Source organism: Streptomyces asiaticus (genome assembly GCF_018138715.1).
Lineage (GTDB): Bacteria > Actinomycetota > Actinomycetes > Streptomycetales > Streptomycetaceae > Streptomyces > Streptomyces asiaticus.
Genome location: NZ_JAGSHX010000006.1, coordinates 4,314,485 through 4,337,422, shown reverse-complemented (window position 1 = coordinate 4,337,422; position 22,938 = coordinate 4,314,485). Strand labels below are relative to the sequence as shown.

The 22,938-nt window shown below is 72.7% G+C and carries 20 protein-coding genes and 1 tRNA gene; 10 read left to right on the top strand and 11 right to left on the bottom strand.

From position 1 onward, the window contains the following. The first annotated feature begins 91 nt into the window (after positions 1–91). From tmk to KHP12_RS52480, 5 genes are all read left to right on the top strand, one after another. Positions 92–3,418, top strand: coding sequence for a dTMP kinase (gene tmk, locus KHP12_RS25620; protein ID WP_086882140.1), 3,327 nt, complete (start codon positions 92–94; stop codon positions 3,416–3,418). 267 nt (positions 3,419–3,685) lie between these two features. Beyond that, positions 3,686–4,912 (top strand): DNA polymerase III subunit delta', encoded by a 1,227-nt coding sequence (locus KHP12_RS25615; protein ID WP_211833826.1) that lies wholly within the window; start codon positions 3,686–3,688, stop codon positions 4,910–4,912. 162 nt (positions 4,913–5,074) lie between these two features. Then, positions 5,075–6,622, top strand: a complete 1,548-nt coding sequence (locus tag KHP12_RS25610) for an alpha/beta hydrolase (protein ID WP_210609482.1) — start codon at positions 5,075–5,077, stop codon at positions 6,620–6,622. A gap of 103 nt (positions 6,623–6,725) precedes the next feature. Further along, positions 6,726–6,802: transfer RNA gene (locus KHP12_RS25605), tRNA-Thr, on the top strand. A 150-nt stretch (positions 6,803–6,952) separates the two neighbouring features. Then, positions 6,953–7,468 (top strand): YncE family protein, encoded by a 516-nt coding sequence (locus tag KHP12_RS52480; protein ID WP_086886161.1) that lies wholly within the window; start codon positions 6,953–6,955, stop codon positions 7,466–7,468. Positions 7,469–7,551: 83 nt separating this feature from the next. Here the strand turns inward: KHP12_RS52480 and KHP12_RS25595 are convergent, their stop codons facing one another. Together KHP12_RS25595 and KHP12_RS25590 are read right to left on the bottom strand one after the other, a co-directional pair. After that, entirely contained in the window at positions 7,552–8,232 is a 681-nt protein-coding gene (locus tag KHP12_RS25595) for a DUF4232 domain-containing protein (protein ID WP_086886160.1), read from the bottom strand. Positions 8,233–8,355: 123 nt separating this feature from the next. Then, positions 8,356–8,742, bottom strand: coding sequence for an ArsR/SmtB family transcription factor (locus tag KHP12_RS25590; RefSeq protein ID WP_210609481.1), 387 nt, complete (start codon positions 8,740–8,742; stop codon positions 8,356–8,358). A 140-nt stretch (positions 8,743–8,882) separates the two neighbouring features. On the opposite strand from KHP12_RS25590, the gene KHP12_RS25585 reads away from it, so the two are divergent. Both KHP12_RS25585 and KHP12_RS25580 read left to right on the top strand, forming a co-directional pair. After that, positions 8,883–10,181, top strand: coding sequence for an MFS transporter (locus KHP12_RS25585; RefSeq protein WP_425573848.1), 1,299 nt, complete (start codon positions 8,883–8,885; stop codon positions 10,179–10,181). Positions 10,182–10,273: 92 nt separating this feature from the next. Next, on the top strand, positions 10,274–11,173 hold the full coding sequence (locus KHP12_RS25580) for an RNA polymerase sigma factor SigF (protein ID WP_166484243.1): 900 nt from the start codon (positions 10,274–10,276) through the stop codon (positions 11,171–11,173). A gap of 179 nt (positions 11,174–11,352) precedes the next feature. Here the strand turns inward: KHP12_RS25580 and KHP12_RS25575 are convergent, their stop codons facing one another. After that, positions 11,353–11,520, bottom strand: a complete 168-nt coding sequence (locus tag KHP12_RS25575; RefSeq protein ID WP_086885890.1) for a hydrophobic protein — start codon at positions 11,518–11,520, stop codon at positions 11,353–11,355. A 164-nt stretch (positions 11,521–11,684) separates the two neighbouring features. On the opposite strand from KHP12_RS25575, the gene KHP12_RS25570 reads away from it, so the two are divergent. The 3 genes from KHP12_RS25570 to KHP12_RS25560 are packed head-to-tail and all read left to right on the top strand — an operon-like array spanning position 11,685 to position 13,558. Continuing rightward, positions 11,685–12,041: a PRC-barrel domain-containing protein gene (locus KHP12_RS25570; RefSeq protein WP_037955377.1), complete on the top strand. Its 357-nt coding sequence runs from the start codon at positions 11,685–11,687 to the stop codon at positions 12,039–12,041. 39 nt (positions 12,042–12,080) lie between these two features. Beyond that, entirely contained in the window at positions 12,081–12,251 is a 171-nt protein-coding gene (locus KHP12_RS25565; RefSeq protein ID WP_166484241.1) for a hypothetical protein, read from the top strand. Beyond that, on the top strand, positions 12,248–13,558 hold the full coding sequence (locus KHP12_RS25560) for a glycosyl hydrolase family 8 (protein WP_086885891.1): 1,311 nt from the start codon (positions 12,248–12,250) through the stop codon (positions 13,556–13,558). The genes KHP12_RS25565 and KHP12_RS25560 overlap by 4 nt, the downstream gene beginning before the upstream one ends. Here the strand turns inward: KHP12_RS25560 and KHP12_RS25555 are convergent. The 8 genes from KHP12_RS25555 to KHP12_RS25520 all read right to left on the bottom strand — a co-directional run bounded on the left by KHP12_RS25555 (position 13,533) and on the right by KHP12_RS25520 (position 22,938). Continuing rightward, positions 13,533–14,534: a polyprenyl synthetase family protein gene (locus tag KHP12_RS25555; protein WP_210609479.1), complete on the bottom strand. Its 1,002-nt coding sequence runs from the start codon at positions 14,532–14,534 to the stop codon at positions 13,533–13,535. The two genes, KHP12_RS25560 and KHP12_RS25555, sit on opposite strands and share 26 nt — an antisense overlap. Positions 14,535–14,633: 99 nt before the next feature. Then, the gene (locus KHP12_RS25550) at positions 14,634–16,580 is read right to left on the bottom strand and encodes a sensor histidine kinase (RefSeq protein WP_210609476.1); all 1,947 of its coding nucleotides are present in this window, start codon (positions 16,578–16,580) and stop codon (positions 14,634–14,636) included. After that, positions 16,577–17,266, bottom strand: coding sequence for a response regulator (locus KHP12_RS25545; RefSeq protein ID WP_086879565.1), 690 nt, complete (start codon positions 17,264–17,266; stop codon positions 16,577–16,579). The genes KHP12_RS25550 and KHP12_RS25545 overlap by 4 nt, the downstream gene beginning before the upstream one ends. A 5-nt stretch (positions 17,267–17,271) precedes the next feature. Then, a complete protein-coding gene (locus KHP12_RS25540; RefSeq protein WP_244202493.1) occupies positions 17,272–17,904 on the bottom strand; it encodes a phosphatase PAP2 family protein in 633 nt (210 codons plus the stop codon). Between the two features lie 346 nt (positions 17,905–18,250). Next, positions 18,251–18,940: a response regulator gene (locus KHP12_RS25535; RefSeq protein WP_210609475.1), complete on the bottom strand. Its 690-nt coding sequence runs from the start codon at positions 18,938–18,940 to the stop codon at positions 18,251–18,253. Further along, a complete protein-coding gene (locus KHP12_RS25530) occupies positions 18,937–20,862 on the bottom strand; it encodes a PAS domain S-box protein (protein WP_086881476.1) in 1,926 nt (641 codons plus the stop codon). The genes KHP12_RS25535 and KHP12_RS25530 overlap by 4 nt, the downstream gene beginning before the upstream one ends. A 2-nt stretch (positions 20,863–20,864) precedes the next feature. Beyond that, entirely contained in the window at positions 20,865–21,296 is a 432-nt protein-coding gene (locus KHP12_RS25525; protein ID WP_046087158.1) for a hypothetical protein, read from the bottom strand. A gap of 211 nt (positions 21,297–21,507) precedes the next feature. After that, positions 21,508–22,938, bottom strand: coding sequence for a hypothetical protein (locus tag KHP12_RS25520; protein ID WP_086881475.1), 1,431 nt, complete (start codon positions 22,936–22,938; stop codon positions 21,508–21,510).

Genomic DNA, 22,938 nt, shown 5'->3' with positions numbered 1-22,938 from the left:
AGGCGGAGCAATCCGCACGCCGTCCACGGCTCACCGCCCGTTTGTTCGGCCGGGGGGCCGTGGATTCATGTGATCCGGATAGGCTGGCGGGATGACGCGAGAGCAGCCAACGGACGTGACCGCCACTTCCGGTGCCCTTGCCGCGGACTCCCGCGAGCGGGCCGTACGAGCCCTGCTGCGCTATCAGCCGCTGAGACGGCTGTGGAGCGCTCAACTCGTCGGCGGTGCCGGGGACGTGCTCGCCGTGCTGGTGCTGGTGCTGCTGACGCTCCAGGCGTCGGTCGCCGCCGACTCCTTCGGCGGCGGGTATCGCGGCGCGGCCTTCGCGGTGGCGGTGGTGCTGGGCGTACGGCTCTTCGCGACCGTGCTGTTCGGCGCGGTGCTCCTCGGGCCGCTCGCCGCGCTGATCGGCCCCTCCGGGCCGCTGGACCGCCGCTGGACCATGGTCGGCGCGGACGGTCTGCGGCTGGTGCTGCTCCTCATCGCACCGCTGTGGATCGACTGGACCCCGGCCGACGCCGTCGCCTGGCTGCTCATCACCACCTTCGTCGTCGGCGTCGCGGAGCGCTTCTGGACCGTCGCCAAGGACGGCGCGGCCCCCTCGCTGCTCCCGGCGCCGCCCGCCGAGGGCGCCGCGGTGCGGCCGCTGCCCGACCACCTGGACGCGCTGCGCCGGCTCTCGCTCCGTACGAACTTCCTGACGCTGCCGATCGCGGCCGCCGTGCTGCTCGTCGTCACCCTCATCGGCAGGCTGCTGGGCACCGGCGTGGAGTGGTTCCACACCCACCAGGCCGCCCTCGGCTCGTATGTCGGCGCCGGGCTCTTCGCCGCGTCGATCTCGATCCTCGCCTTCATCGAACTGCCCGGCGCGCAGACCAGCCGCACCCGCTCTCCCCTGGAGGGGCTGCGCCGCCCCCGCGCCGCCTCCGGGAGCGGCGCCGACAAGGGCCGCACCGGAGCCGTTCCGCTGCTGGTGCTCGCCTGCGCCGGAGTGGCGGGCGCGATCGCCGCGGCCGTGGGCGTCGCCCCGCTACAGGCCATGGACCTCGGCGGCGGACCGGTCGGCTTCGCCCTGCTCGTCCTCGTCCTGACCGGCGGCCCGGCGATGGGCATCCGCTGGGCCCCCAAGGTCCTCCCGGGTCTGTCGCGGCGCCGGCTGCTGGCGCTGACGGTCGCGCTGACCGGGCTCGCGCTGCTCACGGCGGGCCTGGTGCACGACACCACCACCGTCGTGCTGATCGCCCTGATCGCGGGCGTGTCGGCGGGCGTCGCCGCCCACACCGGCCACTCCCTGCTGGACCAGGAGTCCGAGGAGACCCGTCGGCCCCGGATGACCGAGCATGTACAGGCCGTCGTCCGCGTCGGCGTCGGGCTCGGCGCGGTCGCCGCGCCGCTGCTCGCCGCCGTCATCGGACCGCACCGGCTCGGCAGCGGCGACTTCGTCTTCGCCCACGGCGGCGCGGCCTTCACCCTGATGCTGGTGGGCGCGCTGCTGCTGCCCGTCGCCGCGCTGGTCCTCGGCCGGACCGACGACCGGCAGGGCGTGCCGCTGCGTCGCGATCTGCGCGAGGCGCTGCTCGGTGGGGGCGGCGCGGACGAGGGCCCGGCCGCCACCGGCTTCTTCATCGTCGTCGAGGGTGGCGATGGCTCGGGCAAGTCCACGCAGGTGGAGGCGCTGGCCGAGTGGATCAGGGCCAAGGGGCACGAGGTCGTGGTGACCCGTGAGCCGGGCGCCACCGCGATCGGCAAGCGGCTGCGCTCGATCCTGCTCGACGTCTCGTCCGCCGGGATCTCGCACCGCGCCGAGGCGCTGCTGTACGCGGCGGACCGCGCCGAGCACGTCGACACCGTCGTCCGCCCCGCTCTGGAGCGCGGCGCGGTCGTCATCTCCGACCGATACATCGACTCCTCCGTCGCCTACCAGGGCGCGGGGCGCGACCTGGCCGCGACCGAGATCGCCCGCATCTCGCGCTGGGCGACGAACGGCCTGGTGCCGCACCTGACGGTGCTGCTGGACGTCTCGCCGGAGACCGCGCGCGAACGCTTCACCGAGGCCCCGGACCGGCTGGAGTCCGAGCCCGCCGAGTTCCACCAGCGCGTACGGGCCGGATTCCTGGCCCTCGCCGCCGCCGACCCGGCCCGCTACATCGTCGTCGACGCCGGGCAGCTGCCGGAGGCGGTCACCTCCGTGGTGCGCCACCGCCTGGACCAGATGCTGCCGCTGTCCGAGGCGGAGGTGAAGGCCCAGGAGGAGGCCCGTAAGGCCGCCGAGGAGGAGGCCCGCCGGCGCGCCGAGGAAGAGGCCGCCCGTAAGGCCGAGGAGGAGCGGCTGGAGCGCGAGCGCCAGGAGGCGCTCGCCAAGGCCCGCGCCGAGGAGGAGGAGCGCAAGCGGCGCGAGCTGGAGGAGGCCCGCCAGCGCGAGGCCGAGCGGCAGGCGGAGGCGGCCCGGCAGCGGGCCGAGGACGCGCGCCGCAGGGCCGAGGAGGACCGCAAGCGCATCGAGGCCGAGGACCGTGCCCGCGCCGCCGAGGAGGAGCGGCGCCGTCTCCAGGCGGAGGCGGACGCGCTGCGCCGGGCCGAGGCCGAGGCGCGCCGCCAGGAGGAGCAGCGCAAGGCCGAGGAGGCGCTGCTGCGGGCGGAGCAGGCACGCCTGGCGGCGGACGCGGCGTCCTCCGGGGCGGACGCGCCGACCGTGGAGACCGAGGCCCCGGCCCCGCCGCCCGAGGACGAGGACGGCCCGCGCGGCACCGGCGGCGCCCGGGGCGCGGCGGGCTCCGGCGCGGACGACCCGCACCCGCACCCGGATACGACGGAGACGGTCCAGACGCCGAGGTTCGACCCCCGGGCGGGGCACGGCGGCGAGTCTGGCGACTCCGGCCGGCGTCCCGGCACCGGGTCTGCGGCGGCCGATGAGACCGCGGTGCTGCCAGCCGTGCCTCCCGCGCCGCCCGTACCGCCCCAGAGCGGCCCGGACGCCGACGAGACCGCTGTGCTCCCGCCCGTACGGCCCCAGGACGGCCCGGAGCGCCGGGGCGGCCCGGACGCCGAGGAGACGACCGTCCTGCCCCAGCCGCCCGCCGAGCCGCCCACGAACGCGGCCGACGAGACGGCCGTCCTGCCGCCCGTACGGGACGAGCGGTCCGCCGACCCGGCGGACCGGGTCCCGCCGTGGCTGTTCCGCCCGGACGAGGGTCAGGGGCAGGGCCAGGAGTCCGGACAGGGCAATGAGCGCACGCGTGAGATGCCGCAGTACGGGCAGGGCCAGGGCTATGACCAGGGTCAGGCGCAGGGCGAGGCGGAACCGCCGCGCCGGCGCCGCCGCCCCGAGTGGGCCGAGGAGACCCCCCTGGACGACCTCCCGTCCCTGGCCGACGAACTGCTCGGCCCCCGCGACGACGAGGACGGCCGCCGCCGCTGACGGTGCGGAGCGGCACCCTCCAGCCCCTCCGGCGTTTGAGGAGCGGGGTCCAGGGGCGGAGCTCCGGCGGGGATTCGGGGGCGGAGCCCCCGGAACGGGGTCTGGGGCGGAGCTCCCGCGGGGGCCGGGACGGCGGAGTCAGGGCGCCCACGGCGGGTGACCGTCGCAGGCCCGCCGACCGGATGGCGTCAGCGGTGGGTGACGCGTTCGGGTGTCGGTGGGGTGGACCACAATGGGGTGCCGTAGGGACGAGCGGCGGAGGCAGCCATGGCGGTGTGGGACGACCTGGTCGGGCAGGACCGCGTGGCGGCCCAGCTGTCGGCTGCCGCGCGGGATGCGGACGCCCTGGTCACGGCGGCCGGGAAGGCGGCCGACGGCCCCGTGGGGGAGCCCATGGCGTCGTCCAAGATGACCCACGCCTGGCTGTTCACCGGCCCGCCCGGCTCCGGCCGGGCCACCGCTGCCCGCGCCTTCGCCGCCGCGCTCCAGTGCGTCAGCCCGGACCGGGCCCTTGGCGGCGCCCCCGGCTGCGGCTTCTGCGACGGCTGTCACACCGCCCTGATCGGCACCCACGCCGATGTGGAGGTGGTCCGTACGGACATGCTCACCATCGGCGTCAAGGAGACCCGTGAGCTCGTCCGCCGGGCTCAGCTCTCGCCCGCCGGAGGCCGGTGGCAGGTGATCGTCATGGAGGACGCCGACCGCCTTACCGAGGGCGCGGGCAATGTGCTCCTCAAGGCCGTCGAGGAGCCCGCGCCGCGCACCGTATGGCTGCTGTGCGCGCCCTCGCTGGAGGACGTGCTGCCCACGATCCGCTCCCGCTGCCGTCTCCTCACCCTCCGTACGCCCCCGGTGGACGCGGTGGCGGACATCCTCGTCCGGCGCGACGGCATCGCCCCCGAGCTCGCCGCCTCCGCCGCCCGCGCCACCCAGGGTCATATCGGCCGCGCCCGCCGTCTGGCGACCGACGAGCGGGCCCGCGCCCGCCGCGCCGCCGTCCTGAAGCTCCCGCTGCGCGTCGACGACGTGGGTGGCTGCCTCACGGCGGCCCAGGAGCTGATCGACGCGGCGGCCGAGGACGCCAAGCAGGTGGCGGAGGAGGTCGACGTCAAGGAGACCGAGGAGCTGCGCGCCGCCCTGGGCGCCGCCGCCGGTACGGGCGGGCGGCTGCCGCGCGGCACGGCGGGGGCCATGAAGGACCTCCAGGACCGCCAGAAGCGCCGCGCCACCCGCACCCAGCGCGACAGCCTCGACCTCGCGCTCACCGATCTGACCGCCTTCTACCGCGATGTGCTGGCCCTCCAGCTCGGCTCCCAGGTGGCGCTCGCCAACACCGACGTACGGGACGCGGTGGAGCGGATCGCGTCGGGTTCGAAGCCCGAGCGGACGCTGCGCCGGATAGAGGCGATCACGGCGTGCCGTCGGGCGCTGGACAGCAATGTGGCGCCGCTGCTGGCGGTCGAGGCGATGACCATGGCGCTGCGGGCGGGCTGAGTCACTCGTACGGGTTTGTCGCTGGACGCATGGAGCGTGTCCGGGTGGATACTCTCCGTAAGGGGGCGAACCGGTGCCATCCCGTAGGAACCAGTACAGGGTGATCCATGCGATCCGGCCGGCGCGATCCCGCGACTCGACCGCGAACCGAGGGATCAGCCCATGCACACCCGCCACAGCAGCCGCCCGCTCCGGACCCTCGGTGCCGCCCTTACGGCCGCCGCCCTGCTGTCCTCCGGCTGCTCGGCCGACGCCTCCGCGCCGCGCGCCGCGTCGCTGTCGAAGAAGGCCGTCCCCGCCGCCCTCAAGCCGTACTACGAGCAGACGCTGAGCTGGCGTCCGTGCGGCGGCGGCGCGGACTTCGAATGCGCCACGCTCAAGGCCCCGCTCGACTACGCGAGACCCGGCACCGGCCGGGACCTGAGGCTCGCGGTCTCCCGTAAGAAGGCCACCGGCACCGGCCGCCGCCTCGGCTCACTCCTGGTGAACCCCGGCGGCCCCGGCGGCTCCGCGGTCGGCTATCTACAGAGCTTCGCGGCCGTCGGCTATCCGGCCCGGGTGCGTACCCGTTACGACATGGTGGCCATGGACCCGCGCGGTGTGGCCGAGAGCGAGCCCATCACCTGTCTGAGCGACAAGCAGATGGACAGCTTCACCCAGACCGACCAGACGCCCGACGGCCGCGGTGAGACCGACCGCCTCGTCGCGGCCTACAAGAAGTTCGCCCGCGGCTGCGCGACCCGCTCCGGCCGGATCCTCGGCCATGTCTCGACGGTCGAGGCGGCCCGCGACATGGATGTGCTGCGCGCCGCGCTGGGCGACCGGAAGCTGACGTACGTCGGCGCCTCCTACGGGACCTTCCTCGGCGCGACCTACGCCGACCTCTACCCCCACCGCGTGGGCCGTCTCGTCCTCGACGGCGCGCTCGACCCGACGCTGTCCTCCCGGCGCATCAACCGCGACCAGACCGCCGGTTTCGAAACCGCCTTCACCGCCTTCGCCAAGGACTGCGTGCGCCGCACCGGCTGCCCCCTCGGCACCGGCTCCGTGGCCACCGCCCGTGACCGGCTCGGCGCCTTCTTCGCCCGCCTCGACTCCCATCCGGTCCGCACCGGCGAGTCCCGCGCCCTGGGCGAGCCGCTCGCCACGATCGGCGTGATCTCCGCCATGTACGACGAGACCGCCTGGCCCCAGTTGCGCACCGCCCTCCGCTCCGCGATGGGCGGCCACGGCGGCGGTCTGCTCAACCTGGCCGACCTCTACTACGAGCGCGACGCCGACGGCTCGTACGCCAACCTCATGTACGCCAACCCCGCCGTCAACTGCCTCGACCTCCCACCCGCCTTCCGCACCCCCGCCGAGGTCAGGAAGGCCATCCCCGACTTCCGGAAGGCATCCCCCGTCTTCGGCAAGGCCCTCGCCTGGGCGGCCCTGAACTGCGCCTACTGGCCCGTCCGCCCGACCGGCACAGCCCACCCCCTGCACGCCAGGGGCGCCGCCCCCATCGTCGTCGTCGGCACCACCCGCGACCCCGCCACCCCCTACCCCTGGGCCCGCGCCCTCGCCACCCAGCTCTCCTCCGCCACCCTCCTCACCTACGACGGCGACGGCCATACGGCCTACGGCCGCGGCAGCGGCTGCATCGACAACGCGATCAACACCTACCTCCTCACCGGCCGCCCACCCGCCCCCCACACCCGCTGCCACTGACCGGCCCCGCCCCAGCCCAGGCCCCACCCGGCCCCGTACGGAGCACCCCTCGAAACTGTGTAGACTTGGCGACGCTGCTGCTGCCAATCTGGCTCCGCAGCATGCCGCCTTAGCTCAGTCGGCCAGAGCGACGCACTCGTAATGCGTAGGTCAAGGGTTCGATTCCCTTAGGCGGCTCCACTGGAACCCCAGCCCGGACACTGTCCGGGCTGGGGTTCTTTGTTTCAGCGGATGCCTCGCGTGGACGTCAACACCCCACCTGGCGTGCTGATCCGGTCGGGTGACGTGGCGTGATGCTTCTTGTCAGCGGGGGTGCTGGCGCCCCTGACCATGGCGGCTGTCACGGTGATCGCGGTGCCGGCGGGACCGGTGGCGGCGGTTCCGCCGGGCAGCTATGCCTTCGTCGCCAACCTCGGCAGCGACACCGTGTCGATGATCAACACCTCCACCAGGGCGGTGACCACGGTCGGTGTCGGCAGGGGGCCGGCCGGGGTGGCGGTGAGTCCGGACGGTGCTCATGCCTACGTCACCAACGCCGGCAGCGACAGCGTGTCGGTGATCGACACCGGTACCCATACGGTGATCGACACCATCGGCGTTGGCGGCGCCGGCGGGAACGACCTGGTGTGCGGAGGTACGGGCCACGACCTGCTACGGGGTGATACGGGCGATGACCGTATCGAAGGCGGGAACGGGAACGACGTCCTCTTGGGCGGCGACGGTGATGACGCCCTCTTCGGTGAGGCCGGGAACGATGCGCTCCTGGGCGGCGTCGGTGACCACACCAACGACGGCGGCGCGGGAGTCAACGTCTGTGCCAACCCCGATACCGGCCCCGGTTGCTGATCCCCGGATCCCCTGTTCCCCTGATCCCGAAGGACCCCGGCCCGGACAGTGTCCGGGCCGGGGTCCTTCGGGTTTTCGGGGGTTCAGCCGTTGATGGGCGGCTTGGAGGACCAGGCGGTCAGGGAGAGGGTGCCGTTGTCGAGGTCGTGGTTGAAGGCGACCGTGCTGTGGGAGTTGCTGCCCGTCGGGGAGATCTGAAGGTACTTCGCGTGGGCGGTCCCGGCGCCGGTGGTGGTCCACACCAGGTCGGCCCAGGCGCTCTTGCCGGGGGCGAGGGTGATCGGGTGGGTGCCCGGGTCGGTGGCGAAGTAGGTGCTGCCGTGGCGGGCGGTGGTCTTGATGGCGGTGTGGCCGGCGCCCTCCAGGGCGACCCCGGCGTAGCCGCTGATCACGCAGGTCTCGTCGCCGGTGTTCGTCACCTTCAGGAAGGTGCCCCGGTGGTTCATCTCCGCCTGGGAGGTGCCGGCGGAGTCCAGGGTCCCCCGCAGCGTGCCCGGCTGGCATTCGGAGGCCGCCTGGGCCTTGTTGGCGCTGGAGCCCAGGACCGTTGCCTGCTTGCCGGTCTTGTTGCCCGCCTGGCTGTGGATCGAGGCGTCCGACTGCGAGGACTTCGCGGAGGACGACGCGTGGGAGGAGGAGCTCCCCTTGGCGTCGGACGAGGAGTCATTGCTCCCGCAGGCGGTGAGGGCGACGGCCGAGGCGGCGGCGATCAGCGCGGCCGCACCGGCCTTACGGATACGGCGGTTGAGAATGTGGTGCGACATGACGACCCCCATGGGCTTCCGGTTTGTGCGGTTCCTGCTCACGCACCATCCATGGTGTCGGCCGCCGCTGGCGTTCCCTTAACGGTCGCTGCCGATCCGCTAACGCCTGACTAACGCCTGCCGTCACCGCTCCGGCGGGGTCCAGTCGGCCACGAGGTCCAGGAGGCCGGGGAAGCGGGCGTTGAGGTCGGCGACCCGGACATGGCTGCGGCGCTCCAGGCCGTATTGGCGCTGACGGGTGATGCCTGCCTCGCGGAGGGCCTTGAAGTGGTGGGTGAGGGAGGACTTGGGGCGGTCGAGGCCGAACCAGCCGCAGGTGTGGTCGAACTTCTCCGATTCGAGAAGGAGTTTGCGCACGATGCGGAGGCGGAGGGGATCGCTCAGCGCCGCCAGGACCGTCTCCAGACGGATGTCCTCCGCGGCCGGCTCCGGGAGCGGGGGCGGGAGGTCCGGGGGTTCGGAGAGCACCTTGATGGCGGGGCGTTCGTTTTCGGTGGTCCGGGGGGTCATGGGCGGGTCCTGTGGGTCCTCGGTGCGCGGCTCTTTGTACGAGTCCAATCGTACTGCATGCTAAGTTCGACTCAAGTCGTACTGAGTGTTCGTCGGGAGGAGCTGTGGTGTTCGGGAGTCGGGTGGGGGTGGTCTCGGGTGTGCGGGAGGCCGACGGAGGGGAAGACGGCGTCGCCACCCGGTGGGTGTGGACCGCCGCGTGGCCGGTGACCGCGGTGTTCGTCCTCTCGAACGCGGCCACGCCGCTGTATGTGCGGTGGCAGCGCGACATCGGGTTCTCCAAGGGCACCCTGACGGTGATCTTCGCCTGCTACATCGTCGGGTTGCTCGGTTCGCTGCTGGTCTCGGGTGTGGTCTCGGACCGGGTGGGGCGTAAGCCCGTGCTGCTGCCCGCGCTCGGGCTCGCGCTGGCAGCGTGCGCGATCTTCGCGAGTGCGTCGAGCGTGGCCGCGCTGCTCGTGGCGCGGCTGTTCAGTGGGATCGCGGTCGGCGCCGTGGTCTCCGCCGGAATGGCGGCGGTGACCGATGTGGCCGGGCCGGGGCGACGGCGGTTGGCGGCGCTGCTGGCCTCGTGCGCGATGGTGTTCGGGGCCGGTCTTGGGCCGTTGCTCGCGGGCGTGTTGGGCGAGGGGGTGTTCGCCCTGGAGGCGGTGCTGCTGGTGGCGGCGGTCCTGGTCGTGGTGCGGATGCCGTTGCGTGGTTCCTCCGGTGTGCCAGCGCGGTCCGCGTCCGCACCGTCCGCGTCCGCACCGTCCGCGTCCGCACCGTCCGCGTCCGCACGGTCCGTGCTCGAACGGTCCGCGTCCGCACGGTCCGTGCCCGCGAGCAGGGCCTGGGTGCGGATTCCCGGGGTGCCTCGGGGGAGTGGTGGGGAACTCCTCATGGGGATCGCCGTCTTCGCCCCCGGCATCACCGCCACCTCCTTCGTGCTGTCCCTCGGGCCGTCGCTGCTCTCCGGGTTGCTGCACACCACCAGCCCCGTGGTCGCGGGGGCCATGGCCTTCGTGATGTTCCTCACCGCGACCGGTGCGCAGTTCGCGGTCCAGCGGCTGGATCGGCGGACGATCCTCCTCGCCGGTGCGGTCAGTACGACGATCGGCATGGGTGCGCTCATCGCCGCCGTCCGCGCCTCCTCCGTGCCGCTGCTCGTCGCCGCCGCGCTGCTGGCCGGCGCGGGGCAGGGGATGGGGCAGCTCGGTGGGTTGTCGCTGCTCAACTCCAGTGTTCCGCCGGGCCGTCTGGCGGAGGCCAACGCGGCGCTCAACGTCGGCGGCTATGTGCCCGCGGGCGTACTGCCGGTAACGGCGGGTTATCTCAGTGACGCGGTGGGGCTGACGGCGGGGGCGACCGTCTTCGGGGCCGTGCTCATGGCGTTGGCCCTCGTCGGCGGCCTGGTGGTGTTCACCGGCCCGCCGTCCGTCCAGAAGAAGGAGGCATGAGGGCATGGAGGGTGGGTAGACGGGACCCCAATCAGCCTATGCATGCAGCCGATATAGGGAGTGCGACGGTGAACGACACGGCACCCGCGACGATGTCGATGCTGACAGCAGCGGAAGCTGAGCAGGCACATGACGTTCGCGTAAGTGACATTGCAGTGGATGGAGTCAAGACCGCCGGTCCCGTCGATCTGCCCACGGTGGACGATCCGGCAAAGGTGGCGCCCAAGGACGCACGGGCGCTGACCAAGACGTTCCTGGATCGGCTGACGGAGCTGGAGGAGGGGACGCACGAGTACCAGTACGTGCGGAACACCCTCATCGAGCTCAATCTGTCGCTGGTCCGGTACGCCGCCCGGCGGTTCCACAACCGCTCGGTGGAGATGGAGGACATCGTCCAGGTCGGCACCATAGGGCTGATCAAGGCGATCGACCGGTTCGACCTGAGCCGTGAGGTGGAGTTCACCACCTTCGCCGTTCCGTACATCGTCGGCGAGATCAAGCGGTTCTTCCGCGACACCAGCTGGGCGGTGCATGTCCCCCGCCGGCTCCAGGAGTTGCGGATCGACCTCGCCAAGGCGAACGAGGAGCTGTTCCAGCGGCTGGACCGGTCTCCCACCACGGCCGAGCTCGCGGAGCATCTGCGGCTGAGCGAGGACGAGGTCGTCGACGGACTGGTGGCCAGCAACGGCTATCTCACCACCTCGCTGGACGCGCCCGCGGACCAGGAGGGCGGCGCCACCCGCGTGACCACGTACGCGGACCGGTTCGGCGACGTCGACCCGGCCATGGAGGCCGTGGAGAACCTGCACGCGCTCAAGCCGCTGGTGGAGCAGCTCGGTGAGCGGGACCGCCGCATTCTTCAGATGCGGTTCGGCGAGGAGATGACGCAGTCCGAGATCGGCACCGAGCTCGGCGTCTCCCAGATGCATGTCTCCCGGCTGCTCAGCCGTGCGCTCGGCCGACTGCGGCGCGGCATGCTCACCGAGGAGTAGGTCCGCGTACGGAGGAGTAGGCCCGGGTACGAAAGGGCCGTACGAAGGGGCACTGCCGCCGCGCTGCTGATCACGACGCCGCTGATTACAACAGAACACGACCGAAGGGGCCCGGCCGGAGATTTCTCCGGCCGGGCCCCTTCGGTATCGCGTTGTGGTTTATCTGTGCCGGCTTCGGGCTACCAGCGATACCACCGCCCTCGCCGGCCGCCGACCGTTGGACGGACGATGAAGCCGATCAGCCAGACGGCGAGCACGATGACCGCGATCCACCACAGAGCCTTCAGAGCGAATCCGGCGCCGAAGAGCAGCAGGGCGAGAAGTAGAACGACAATTAGGGGGACCATGATTACCAACCTCCTCGCCGCGCCGAGTACCCCTTCGGGAATCCGGCACACCTGATCAATTCATGCTCTTTCGAACACTCGGTTACTCCTGGTGGCCGGATGGCGTGGCGTCCCGCGGTGAGCGGAGGCAGGCTGGAAGGGCAGAGGTCAGAGGGTGATACGTCATGATCCAGCCAGCCGATATCCGTGAGTGGCGCGACCAGGATGTCGTCGATGAGCAGGGCCGCAAGATCGGGGTGCTCGAGGCGATCTACGTGGCCACGTCCACCGACGAGCCCGCCATGGCCACCGTCCGCACCGGACTGCCCACCCGCCACCGTCTGGTGTTCGTCCCCGTGGACGACGCGGTGGTCGGGCCGGGCTATGTGAAGGTCTCCTACACGCGGTCGCTGGTGAAGAAGGCACCCTCGCTCGGCATGGACGATGTGCTGCCCGCGGAGCAGGAGGGCGCGATCTTCCAGCACTACGGGAAGACGTACCAGTCGGGTCCGGGCGGCGGGCGGCAGCTCGCGCGCCGCTGATGGCCGAGGACTCGTGACGATCGAGGAGAGGGGTCGGCGGTGGCGCTCTTCCTGTTCCTGGTGATCGTGGCCATCGTGCTCGGCCTCATCGGCTGGGTGGTGCACGGTCTGGGCTATCTGCTGGTCATCGGTGTGGTGGTGCTGGTGGTCGACATCGTCTTCGGGCTGGTGCGGCTGGCACGGCGGGGCCGGCGGCGTCGGCTCCGATGACGGGACGCGCCGAGGCCCGCGTCCCCTTCGGGGCGCATGCCATCCCGTACGCCCCCGGCACGCTCCGGCCCTCCCGCGACGGCGACCCGGCGGCGGCCGACCGGCGGGTCCTGGGCCACTACGAGCTGTGGAAGGCGTACTTCCTGCGGTCGGGCGACGAGGTGGGCGGCCGGGGCCGGCGCGCGGTGTTCACCCCCGACGCGGCGTACCCCTTCGTGTCCGAGGCCCAGGGCTACGGACTGGTGATCACCGCGCTGATGGCGGGCGCCGACCCCGACGCCCACGCCCTCTTCGACGGCATCCTCCGGTATGTCCTGGCCCACCCCTCCGTGCACCACCCCGATCTGCACGCCGCCCAGCAGGACGCCGGGGGCCGGGACGTCGGGGGACGGGACTCGGCGACCGACGGCGACCTCGACATCGCGTACGGGCTGCTGCTCGCGGACCGGCAGTGGGGGAGCGGCCATGGCGGGTGCGGCGGCCACGACGACTACGGCGGGTATGACCACGACGACTACGACCACGACCACGACTACGGCTACGACTACGAGGCGCTCGCGGTACGGCGGATCGACGCCGTCATGGAGTGCGAGGTGCACCCCACCACCCGGCTGACCAGGCTCGGCGACTGGTCCTCGGGCCGCTATGACGAGGTCTCCCGTACGTCGGACTGGATGCCGGACCACTTCCGGGCGTTCCGGGCGGCCACCGGCGATCCGCGGTGGGACGAGGTGCTGGACGCCCATCTGTCGCTGACCGGGGAGCTGCACGCCCGCCATGCCCCGGCCACCGGGCTGCTCCCCGACTTCGTCGTGGACACCACGTCCGGCGAGCCGAGGCCCGCGCCCGGTCAGGTCCTGGAGAGCCCGCATGACGGCGACTACCACTGGAACGCCTGCCGCGCCCCCTGGCGGCTCGGCGCCGACGCGGTGACCAGCGGCGACGCACGCACCCGGGCGGCCGCGCGGGGACTCAGCCGCTGGGCGAGGGCGGCGACGGGCGGTGATCCCGGGCGGATCCGGAGTGGATACCGGCTCGACGGCACGGCCTATGGGGACCCGGGCTCGCCCGCCTTCTTCGCGCCCTTCGCGGTCGCCGCGCTGACGGAGGGCGCGGACGAGGGCGGGGACGAGGGCGAGGGCGCGGACGAGGGCGCGGACCACGAAGAGGCCGGGGCGGCGCAGGGCTGGCTGGACGCGCTGTGGGCGCGGATGTGCGCCGCCCCGCCCGATCCGGCCCGCGCCTACGCGGCGGGGGTGCAGCTCCAGTCGATGCTGGTGGTCAGCCACAACTACTGGGTGCCGTAGGGGCGACGACCGTCTCGCACAGCGACTCCAGGACGTCCCGCGCCGGGCAGCCGGGCAGCGTCGACAGGGCCGCGCGGGCCGCGTCGGCTTGGCGGGCGGTCTCCTCGCGGGCCCGGTCCAGGACCGGATGGGTGCGCAGCCGCGCCACCGCCTCCGCGTGCCCCGCCCACTCGGCGTGCCCCACCGCCTCCGCGTGCCCCACCGCCTCCGCGTGCCCCGCCCGCTCGGCGGGCCCGGTGAGCAGCTCGTGCAGCTCCCGGTCCGCGGGGTCGGCGGCCCCCGCCAGCAGCAGGACGGGCAGGGTGGGGCGGCGGGCGGTGGGGGCCGCCACCTCGTCGGCGAGATGGCTCGCCACGCCCAGCCGTTCGCCGTACCGCGCGAGCGCGTCCGCGACGCTCGGATCCGCACCCGAGGCCAGCGCGCCCAGCCGTCCGGAGACGGCGGTCAGTGAGCCGGTCCGGCTCGCCAGCACGTCCAGATGGTGCTCGACGGGGTCGCGGCCCTCGCACGGTCCGGCCGTCTCCAGGATCTGGCCGGTGACCTGCCGCCGGAACGCCTGGGCCTGGATCCGTACGGCCTCCGGCCCCAGGTCGGCCAGGATGTGCGAGGCGCGGGCGAAGAGGAAGTCGCCGGTGAGCACCGCCACCGTGTTGTCCCAGTTGGCGTCCGGGCGCGGGGCGTCGCGTCGTACGGCCGCCTCGTCCCGGACGTCGTCGTGGTAGTGGGTGGCCAGATGGGTCAGCTCGACGACCACGGCGGCGGGCACCACGCCCGGTGCGCCGGGGTCGCCGAACCGCGCCGCCAGCAGCACCAGCAGCGGCCGGAGCCGCCGCCCGGCCGTGCGCGTGAGCTCCCGCGCGGCCTCGGTGATGAACGGCACATCGCTCTTGGTGGCCCGCAACAGGCCCTCTTCCACCGCCGCTTGGCCGACCCGGAGGCCGTCCGCCAGCGCGTGGTCCCGCACGGTCGGCTGCATGGACAGAAATGTCTCATATGTCGTCAGTAGTGGGCTTGAGGGCGTGTCATCGGCGGCTGGTTTCAGGACGTCGTCAACAAGTGGTCCCAGGGCGCCGGATCAGGAGTCCGGCGCGGCCGGGATCCTGGCCCGGATGCGACTTCCCTGTCCGGGGCGGCTGTCCACGTTCAGCGTGCCGCCCACCTCACGGGCCCGCTCCCGCATGGAGAGCAGTCCGAGATGGCCGGGGAAGGAGCCCTTGCAGTCGAAGCCCACGCCGTCGTCGGCGACCGTCAAGGTGATGGCGCCCGGTTCGTTCAGCAGATGGAGCCGTACGTTCCGGGCCTGCGCATGCTTGGCGACGTTGTGCAGCGACTCCTGGGCGATCCGGTACAGGGCATGCTTGGCCTCCGGTGTGGTCTCCGGTTCGGCGTCCAGCTTCGCCTCGGTGGCGATCCCGTACCGGGCCCGGAGCGCCTCGACATGCTGGGTGAGCGCGGCCACCAGGCCCTCGGCCTCCAGCGATTCGGGCCGCAGCCGGCACAGCAGGGTCCGGGTCTCGGCGATCGCGGCGTCCGCGAGCCGCCGTATGTACTCGATGGGCTCGGCGAGTTCGGTCAGCTCGGCGAGGTCCACGACCTCTCCGGCGGTCTCGTGGCCCGCCACCGGATCGACCCGGCCCGGCGCCCGCGCAGGACTCGACGTCCCGGTCCGGCCTTCCACCGGCTCCGCGCTGTCGATGTCGCGCTCCAGCATCTCGCGGGCGGTACGGGCGCCCAGCGCGATGCCGTAGAGCGCCTGTGAGACCGAGTCGTGGAGCTCGCGCGAGATGCGATGCCGCTCCTCGTGGACGGCCTTGTCCTGGGTGGCCGCCCGCAGCCGGTCGTTCTCCACCGCGCAGGACGCATGCCCCGCGATCACTTCCAGGAGGGTGATGTCCGCCTCGCCGGGGTCGCGGCCGGGCGGGAAGTGGCAGCACATCGCGCCGATCGCGGTGGATTCGCGCAGCAGCGGCCACGCGGCCACCGCGCCGCGCGCGGGGCCCTCGCCGTCCGCGCCGGTACGGCCGCCGCCGTGGATGACGGGCGCGGCCCCGCCGATCGCCTCCAGCGCCGGTTTCCGCGACGGCGGGGTGTGGCCGTGGCCGCCGCCGACCAGGCGCAGATTCGCCGACGGGCCGGGCTCCAGCAGATAGACCGTGCAGCTCGCGGCGCCGGTACGGGCCACCGCGCCCGCGGCCAGGGAGTCCAGGGTCCGCCGTACGCAGGGGCCGGAGGGACGGGGGAACACCGAGGGGCCGGACGAGCCCCACGGAGAACCGGACGAGCCCCACGGAGAACCGGAGGGCCCGGCGGACCCCGAAGTCCCGGCGGACCCCGAAGTCCCGGCGGACCCCGAAGCCCCGGCGGCCCCGGCGAACCCCGAAGGCCCCACGGCCCCCGGCGCCACCGACGGCCCCGAAGGATCCGGGAGCTCCGAAGACCCCAGGGAAGAGCCCCCGGAACCGTTGGTGCCCGGTCCGGCCGCCGCCGACGCCAGCCGCCGCAGATGCTCCCGGTGCCGGATCTGGGCGACCGCATGGCCCGCGGCCGCCGCGAAGAGTCCCACGGTGCTCACATCGGCATGGCTGAGCCGGCGCCCCCCGCCGCGGTTCGCCACCTCGATCACCCCCACGGGGTGGCCGCGTACCAGCAGCGGCACGTCCAGCACCGCGGCCGGGACCGCGTGCCGGGGGTCCCGGCCGCGGCGGCGCGGCCGCCGTTCGGCGCCGGAGACCGTGGGCCGTCCGGCCCGGATCGCCTGGCGGGCGGGGGAGGAGCCGCCGGGCGTCAGCGGTCCGCTCGGCGCGGTCCACGGGGCGCCGTCGGTGGCCCGTATCGTCAGGACGTCGCCCGGCTCCAGCACCATCACCCGGGCCATATCGGCGCCCAGGAGCTCCCGCACCCGGCGGGCGATCAGCCGGAGCGTGGCGTCGGCGGTCTCGCCCGCCAGGATGTGTTGGGTGACCTCGGCGAGCGCGGTGGCGCTCCGTCTCCGCCGGGTCGGGGTCCATCGTGTACTGATCACGCCGACCACCACTGCTCCCTCGTCGTCGACTTCACTGCTTCCGGAGGGGTGAGCTCACCCGCGGGCACCAGGCCGGACTGCACCGCGTAGACCGCCGCCTGGGTCCGGCTGTGCACCCCGAGCTTGGTCAGGATGTGGCTCACATACGTCTTCACCGTCTGCTGGCCGATCCGCAGATCGTGGGCGATCTCCTTGTTGGCCTTGCCGCGCGCGAGCATGGTCAGCACCTCGGTCTCCCGCTCGGTGAGCTGCTCCGGGCCGCTGGGCTCCCTGACCTGGCCCATCAGCCGGGAGATCGCGGCGGGGGAGACATGGATCTGGCCCGCGGCCGCGGCCTTCACCGCGTTGCGGAGGTCGTCGGCCTCGGCGTTCTTCAGCAGGAAGCCGATGGCGCCCGCCCGGACCGCGCCCATGACCATGGCGTCGTCGAGGGAGCTGGTCAGCGCCACCACCTCGACCTCGGGGAGGTCCTGGCGGATCTCCGCCGTGGCGGACACGCCGTCCATCACCGGCATCAGCAGATCCATCAGGACGACGTCGGGGCACAGCTCCCGGGCCAGCCGCACGGCTTCCCGGCCGTTGGTCGTCTCGCCGACCACCTTGATGTCGTTGTCGAGGCCAAGGATCATGCGCAGGCCCTGCCGGACCACCGCATGGTCGTCTGCGATCAGCACGCGAAGCGCCACTTGGTTCACCTGCCCATGGAGTACCCCGCCGCACGGGCGGAGACATACGCGGAAACGGTCGCGATCAGCGGTTCGAAGAGGGGGAGGGCCAGCAGGACGAGGACGCCCGCCGCCCATCCGCCCAGGACGTCACTGACCCAGTGGGTGCCCAGATAGATGGTGGTCAGACCGACGCCGACGGCCATCACGCAGGCGACCAGCGCGCCCGTCCGCCGGTGGTGACCGGCGAGATAGGCGAGCGTGCCCCAGACGACGACGGCGCTCGCGGCGTGGCCGGAGGGGAAGACCATGCCGCCGTGGAAGAGCTCGGCGGACCCGGGGGTCCGGGCGTCGTACGGGCCCAGCCGCCCGGTGAGGATCTTGACGGCGCCGACGCTCACGTTGAGCAGCAGCAGCGCCACGCCCAGGACCAGCGGCGGACGGAGGCTCCGGGTCCGGCCGCCGCGCCAGACGGCCCAGGCCAGGGCGGCCAGGGCGGTGGGGCCGCGCTGGCCCGTGATGACGAAGGCGTCCAGCACCGGCCGGACCCGCGGCCACTGTGCGTACGGCTTGAACAGGGCCACCTGCCAGTCGAACCGGACGAGCTGCGAGCCGGTGAGGACGGCCGTGAGGACCGCCGCGTAACAGGCGGCGGTCACCAGGAAGGCGATCGTGTGCCCGCGGCTGAGCGGGCATCGGATCCGTCCAGGGACTCGCATGAGGAGGGAACCCGTCTCGGTAGCTCCGCGATTCCATCCGAAGGGGGATTTGTCGTCCCATTTGGCCCCGGCTGTCCTGCCCCGGCTGGCCCGTCCCCCGGCTGCCCCCGCCCCGGCTCCCCACCCTCCGGCCGCCCCGCCCCAGGCCCCGGCTGCCCCCGCCCCCATCCGTACGGGCCCGTCCAGGGGAACCCGTACGGCGAAACGCAAACGGCCCCCTACCAGAGGGGGCCACCGCCGTACCGAAGGCGGACACGGGTCAGATCAGCCCGTCACTCACTCCTCCTCACTCCTCCGGCCCCTCCGGCTGTGCGGGCTTGAAGCCGAATTCGGCGGCCTTCGCGACCGCCTCCAGCTGCGATCGTGCCTCCAGCTTCTCCAGGATCCTGCGCACATGGGTGCGCACGGTGGCGTAGCTGATGCTCAGCCGCTCCGCGACGGCGCGGTTGTCCAGGCCGTGGCTCATCAGCGTGAGGATCTCCTGCTCGCGCGGGGTCAGGCTCTCCAGGCGCTCGGTCTGCTCGGCGGTGGACCGCGCGTTCTCGCGGTGCCGTGCCAGCACCTCCACCAGCGTGCTGGCCGGGATGAGGGTCTCGCCCTCGGCGGCCGAGCGGATGGCGGACGCGATCTCGTCGCCGCTCGCCGACTTCAGCAGATAGCCGCAGGCGCCCGCCTCCACGGCGGCCAGCAGCGCCGAGTCGCTGGCGTCGGCGCTCAGGATCACGATGGCGACGGACGGGTCATGGGCCCGGATGCCGCCGGCCGCGTCGGCCCCGGTGCCGTCGGGCAGCCGGAAGTCGACCAGTGCCACATCGGGCTTCAGCTCCTTGGCCATGGGCACGGTCTCGGCGACCGAGTCGGCCCAGCCGACCACCGTCAGATCCGAGTACTCGGCCAGCAGGGCCCACAGCCCCTCGGCCACCACCCGGTGGTCCTCGACGATCAGCACCTTCGTCAACTCGGGAGGTGCGGTCACGGTTGCGGGTCCCCTTCGGGGGAGTCGGGGGACTCGGGCGAGTCGGGAGCGGCGAGCGGCGCGTCCGCGGGAGTGCCGAGCGGCACCCAGAACTCCACGGTGGTGCCGGAGCCGGGCTCGCTCTCGATCCGGCACCAGCCGCCCGCGATCTGGGCCCGTTCCTGGATCAGGGAGAGCCCGAGGTGGCCGGGGCGGGACTCCACCTCGAGCGGGTTGTAGCCCTCGCCGTCGTCGACGATCCGCACCAGGCAGCCGTCGTCGAGCCCGAGCAGCTGCACATGGACCGTCTTGGCGTGGGCGTGCTTGCGCACGTTCACCAGCGCCTCCTGGGCGGTCCGGTAGATCAGCGCCATCGTCTCGGCCGGGGGATGGGCGGTGAGCCGGTCCTCCAGCCGGTAGGTGATGCCGGTCTCGGTGCGTATCTGCTCCAGCAGGCCGCGCAGCGCCCCGGCCAGACAGCCGTGCTCCAGGCTGGACGGCCGCAGGTCGAAGATCAGCTGGCGCAGCCGGCTGAGCGAGAGCTTCAGGGTCTCGTCCAGCTTGTCCATCACCCGCTGCTCGTCCGGGTCCCGCAGCCGCCGGCGCAGCTGCTGGAGGCGGAGACTGGCGGCGGTGATCACCTGGATGGTGTCGTCGTGGATGTCGGCGGCGATCCGGCCGCGCTCGGCCTCCTGGGCGTGGACCAGATGGCTGAGCAGCGCCTGGCGGTCGCGGTCGGTGACCTCCAGCAGCTCCAGGCTGCGCTCCAGGACGAACTGGGCGCGCTGCACCTCGGTGATGTCGCGGACGGTCAGGACGGTGAGCAGGCCCTCCTCCGTACGCAGCGGGCTGATGCTGACGTCGGCGGGGAACTGCTTGGTGTCGCTGCGCCGCCCGACCAGCTCCATGCTGTGGCCGACCGGCTCCTCCAGGCTGTCGTCCCATTCGCGCAGCGAGACGGTGAGCGGCTGGTCGGGCAGCAGCGCCTCCACGGCCCGGCCGATCAGATGGTCGCGGTCGTAGCCGAAGAGCGCCTCGGTGCGGTGGTTGGCCGCCTGGATCCGGCCGCTGGTGTCCACGATCAGCATCGCGTCCGGGGAGGACTCGATGAGCTGGCGGAACCGGCTCTCGGCCGCCCGCAGCTGGCTGAGGTCGGCGACGAAGACCACTCCGCGGGGCTGCCGGCCCTGTAGATGGCCGCCGCTGAACTGGGCGGGGAACTCGCTGCCGTCGCGGCGGCGGCCGCTCATCGCGGACGGTGCGGTGAAGACCCGGCCGATCAGCTGCTCGGAGGCGGTGCGGTAGCGCTCGGGGACGAGGTCCCGCAGCCGCTTGTCGCGCAGCTCGGCCGAGCCGTAGCCGAACATGTGCCGGATGTGGGCGTTGGCGTACTCGATCCGGCCACGGGGGCCGACCACGAGCACTCCGCAGGGCGCGTGGCCGAGCAGCTCCAGGTACGAGTCCTCCAGGCGGTTGCCGACCAGGTCCTCGAACCGCCAGGAGGCGCGCTCGGCGCGGCGCAGCGGTTCGGCGCAGTCGGCGAGCAGCTCGACGGACATGCTGAACTGATCGCGGGCGGCCCGGACGATCGCCTCGAGGATCTCCTCGGCGGGGGTGCCCTTGACCAGATAGCCGCTGGCCCCGACGGCGAGCATGTTCAGCACGGTCTCGCGTTCGCCGTGGGCGGACAGGGCCACCACCCGGGCCTCGGGGACCTGGTCGCGGATGGCCCGGACGCTGTCGGGAGCGTCGCCCCTGGGCATGTGCACATCCATGATCACGACCTGTGGGCGGTGGTCCACCGCCGCGCGCACGGCCTGCTCATGGTTGATGGCCAGGCCCACCAGCTCCAGGTCCGGGTGGGAGTCGATGAGGTCGGCGAGCGCCTCGCGGACGGCCGGGTCGTCATCGGCCACCACAACGGCGATCCGGTTGTCGCCCATCGCTACCCACCTCCCTTGAGGACGGCGCCCTGCAACTCGCGGGGCTCGAATTCATCGCGCCGGCAGTGCGCCAGCGAGGGCATGACCGCGGCCAGCGGCGCGACCAGCACGTTGTAGTGGCTTCCGATGCGGTCGCAGACGGCGACCGCGGTCGCGGCGTCCCAGACCGCGGCCCAGAAGGCCCAGTCGTGTTTCTTGTGGTTCCGCGCGGCGTCCAGGGCGGCCCGGCGCGCCACCGAGGCGGCGACCAGGATCCGGTACCGCTCCTCGGGGGTGGTGGTGCGGTGGACCACCGCCCAGCCCTCGGCGCGGGTCTGGCTGGACGTCTGCTTCCACAGATCGGCCACCCGATCGATCTCCTCCGGGGAGAGGTCCTCGATGTGGGTCAGGAATTGTAGGACTCTTCGTGAGTTAGGGCCGAAAATTACACTCATAGGACACTCCAGGACGCATGGTACATCTACGGAACTGGTGAGCCGCCCGGGTGAGCCGCCCCACGGCCGTCGGCGGCCGGTCGCTCCCTGGAACGTGGGCCTGTTTCCCGGCCGTGTCCGGCCGTGTCCGGCAGCTTCCCGCCGCTTTCCGCCGCTCTCCGGCGGACGGCACGGCCCGGCCCACGTTCTCCCTCGGCGCCACTCGCGGTCCCTAATCCCCGCGGCCCTGGGACATGTTGATGCTCGCCCTGGCGACGCCACCGCTCTTCTGGCCGATGAGCTGGAAGGACACACCGCTCTCATCCGCCGGAGTGATCTTGTACGAGCCCACGGCCGCTGCCTTGCCCCGGCTGTCCACCTGGAAGGTCCCGATCTTGCGCTGGGCCTTCGAGCCCGAACCGGCGTAGGCGGTCACCGTCTCGCCCGGGGCGAACCCCGCGACATAGAAGCTGAGCGTGGTGCCCGCCCTGCCGCCGAAGGCGCTGGGCTCGGCGGACGGGGTGTACGGCAGCACGGTGAAGCCCGAGCGGACCACGGCCCGGCTCTGGTCGCCGATCGCCATCAGCGTCTGCCGCCCCTTGAGGCCGAACGGCACGTTGAACGCCACGTCGCGGATCTGGCCCATGCCGTTCGCCTGGGCGGTGAAGGCCGGCAGACCGCCGGTGGAGTTGATGTAGACCAGCACCCGCTCGCCGGGCGCGAACTTGTTGGCGGACAGCGTGATCCGCTGACCGGCCTTGAGCGCGTACGGCTTGGACTTCATCGACGGGTACATGGCCAGCATCTGGAAGGGCGCGGTGGCCGTGGTCTTGCTGCGCTTGCCCACCAGGACCAGGGTGCTGGAGCCGGTCGGGGCCACGCCCACCTTGATCGCCGCGTGCGCGACGCCGCCGCTGCCGTCGGTGTGCAGCGTGGTGACGGGGATGCCGGTGGTCCGTCCCCAGAAGACGTCGATCGGCTCACCCGGGCGGAAGCCGCGGGCCGAGACCGTCACCACGTCGCCGGGGCGGCCCACCAGCTTGTTGATCTTGGCGGTCCCGACGGCGCCGCCGGTGATCACCTTGGCCTCCGCCGTCTTGGTGCTGCCGCGCTGCTGGGCGACCAGGGTCGCGGGCCGGTTGCCCGCGGTGTCGGGCATGGTGAACCGGGCGTAGATCGACCCGAACCGGTCCGAGCGGACGCTGCCGATGGCGCGGCCCTTGGTGTCCGACTTCCGGGCCTTGAGCAGGATGTCCACGGTGGCCTTCTTGTCGAAGCCGCCGCCCTCGACCGCGGCGCTGCCGCCGGGGGTGACCAGGCCCGGGTTGATCACGATGATCGGGCCGGACGCCTGGGGGACCCGCTGATTGCCCAGCTTGATGGTCTTGGGCTGCTTGGGCGGGCGTATCTCCTGCTCGTGCCGGGAGTGCTGCTCCTTCTTCGGGGCGCCGCCGCCTCCGCTGCCGGTGGTGTTCAGGGCGCCTCCGAAGCCGCCGCGCGCGACCACCTGGACGAGCGATCCGACGATCGCGAAGACCACGAGTGCGAGCAGGACGGTCTTCCAGGTGAGCTTTTTCTTCTTCTCACCGTCGGGGGTGTGCTCCTCGTTCTCGGGATCATCCCTGTCCTCCGGAACATCCCAGTCGTCGTCGTACTCAGGCAT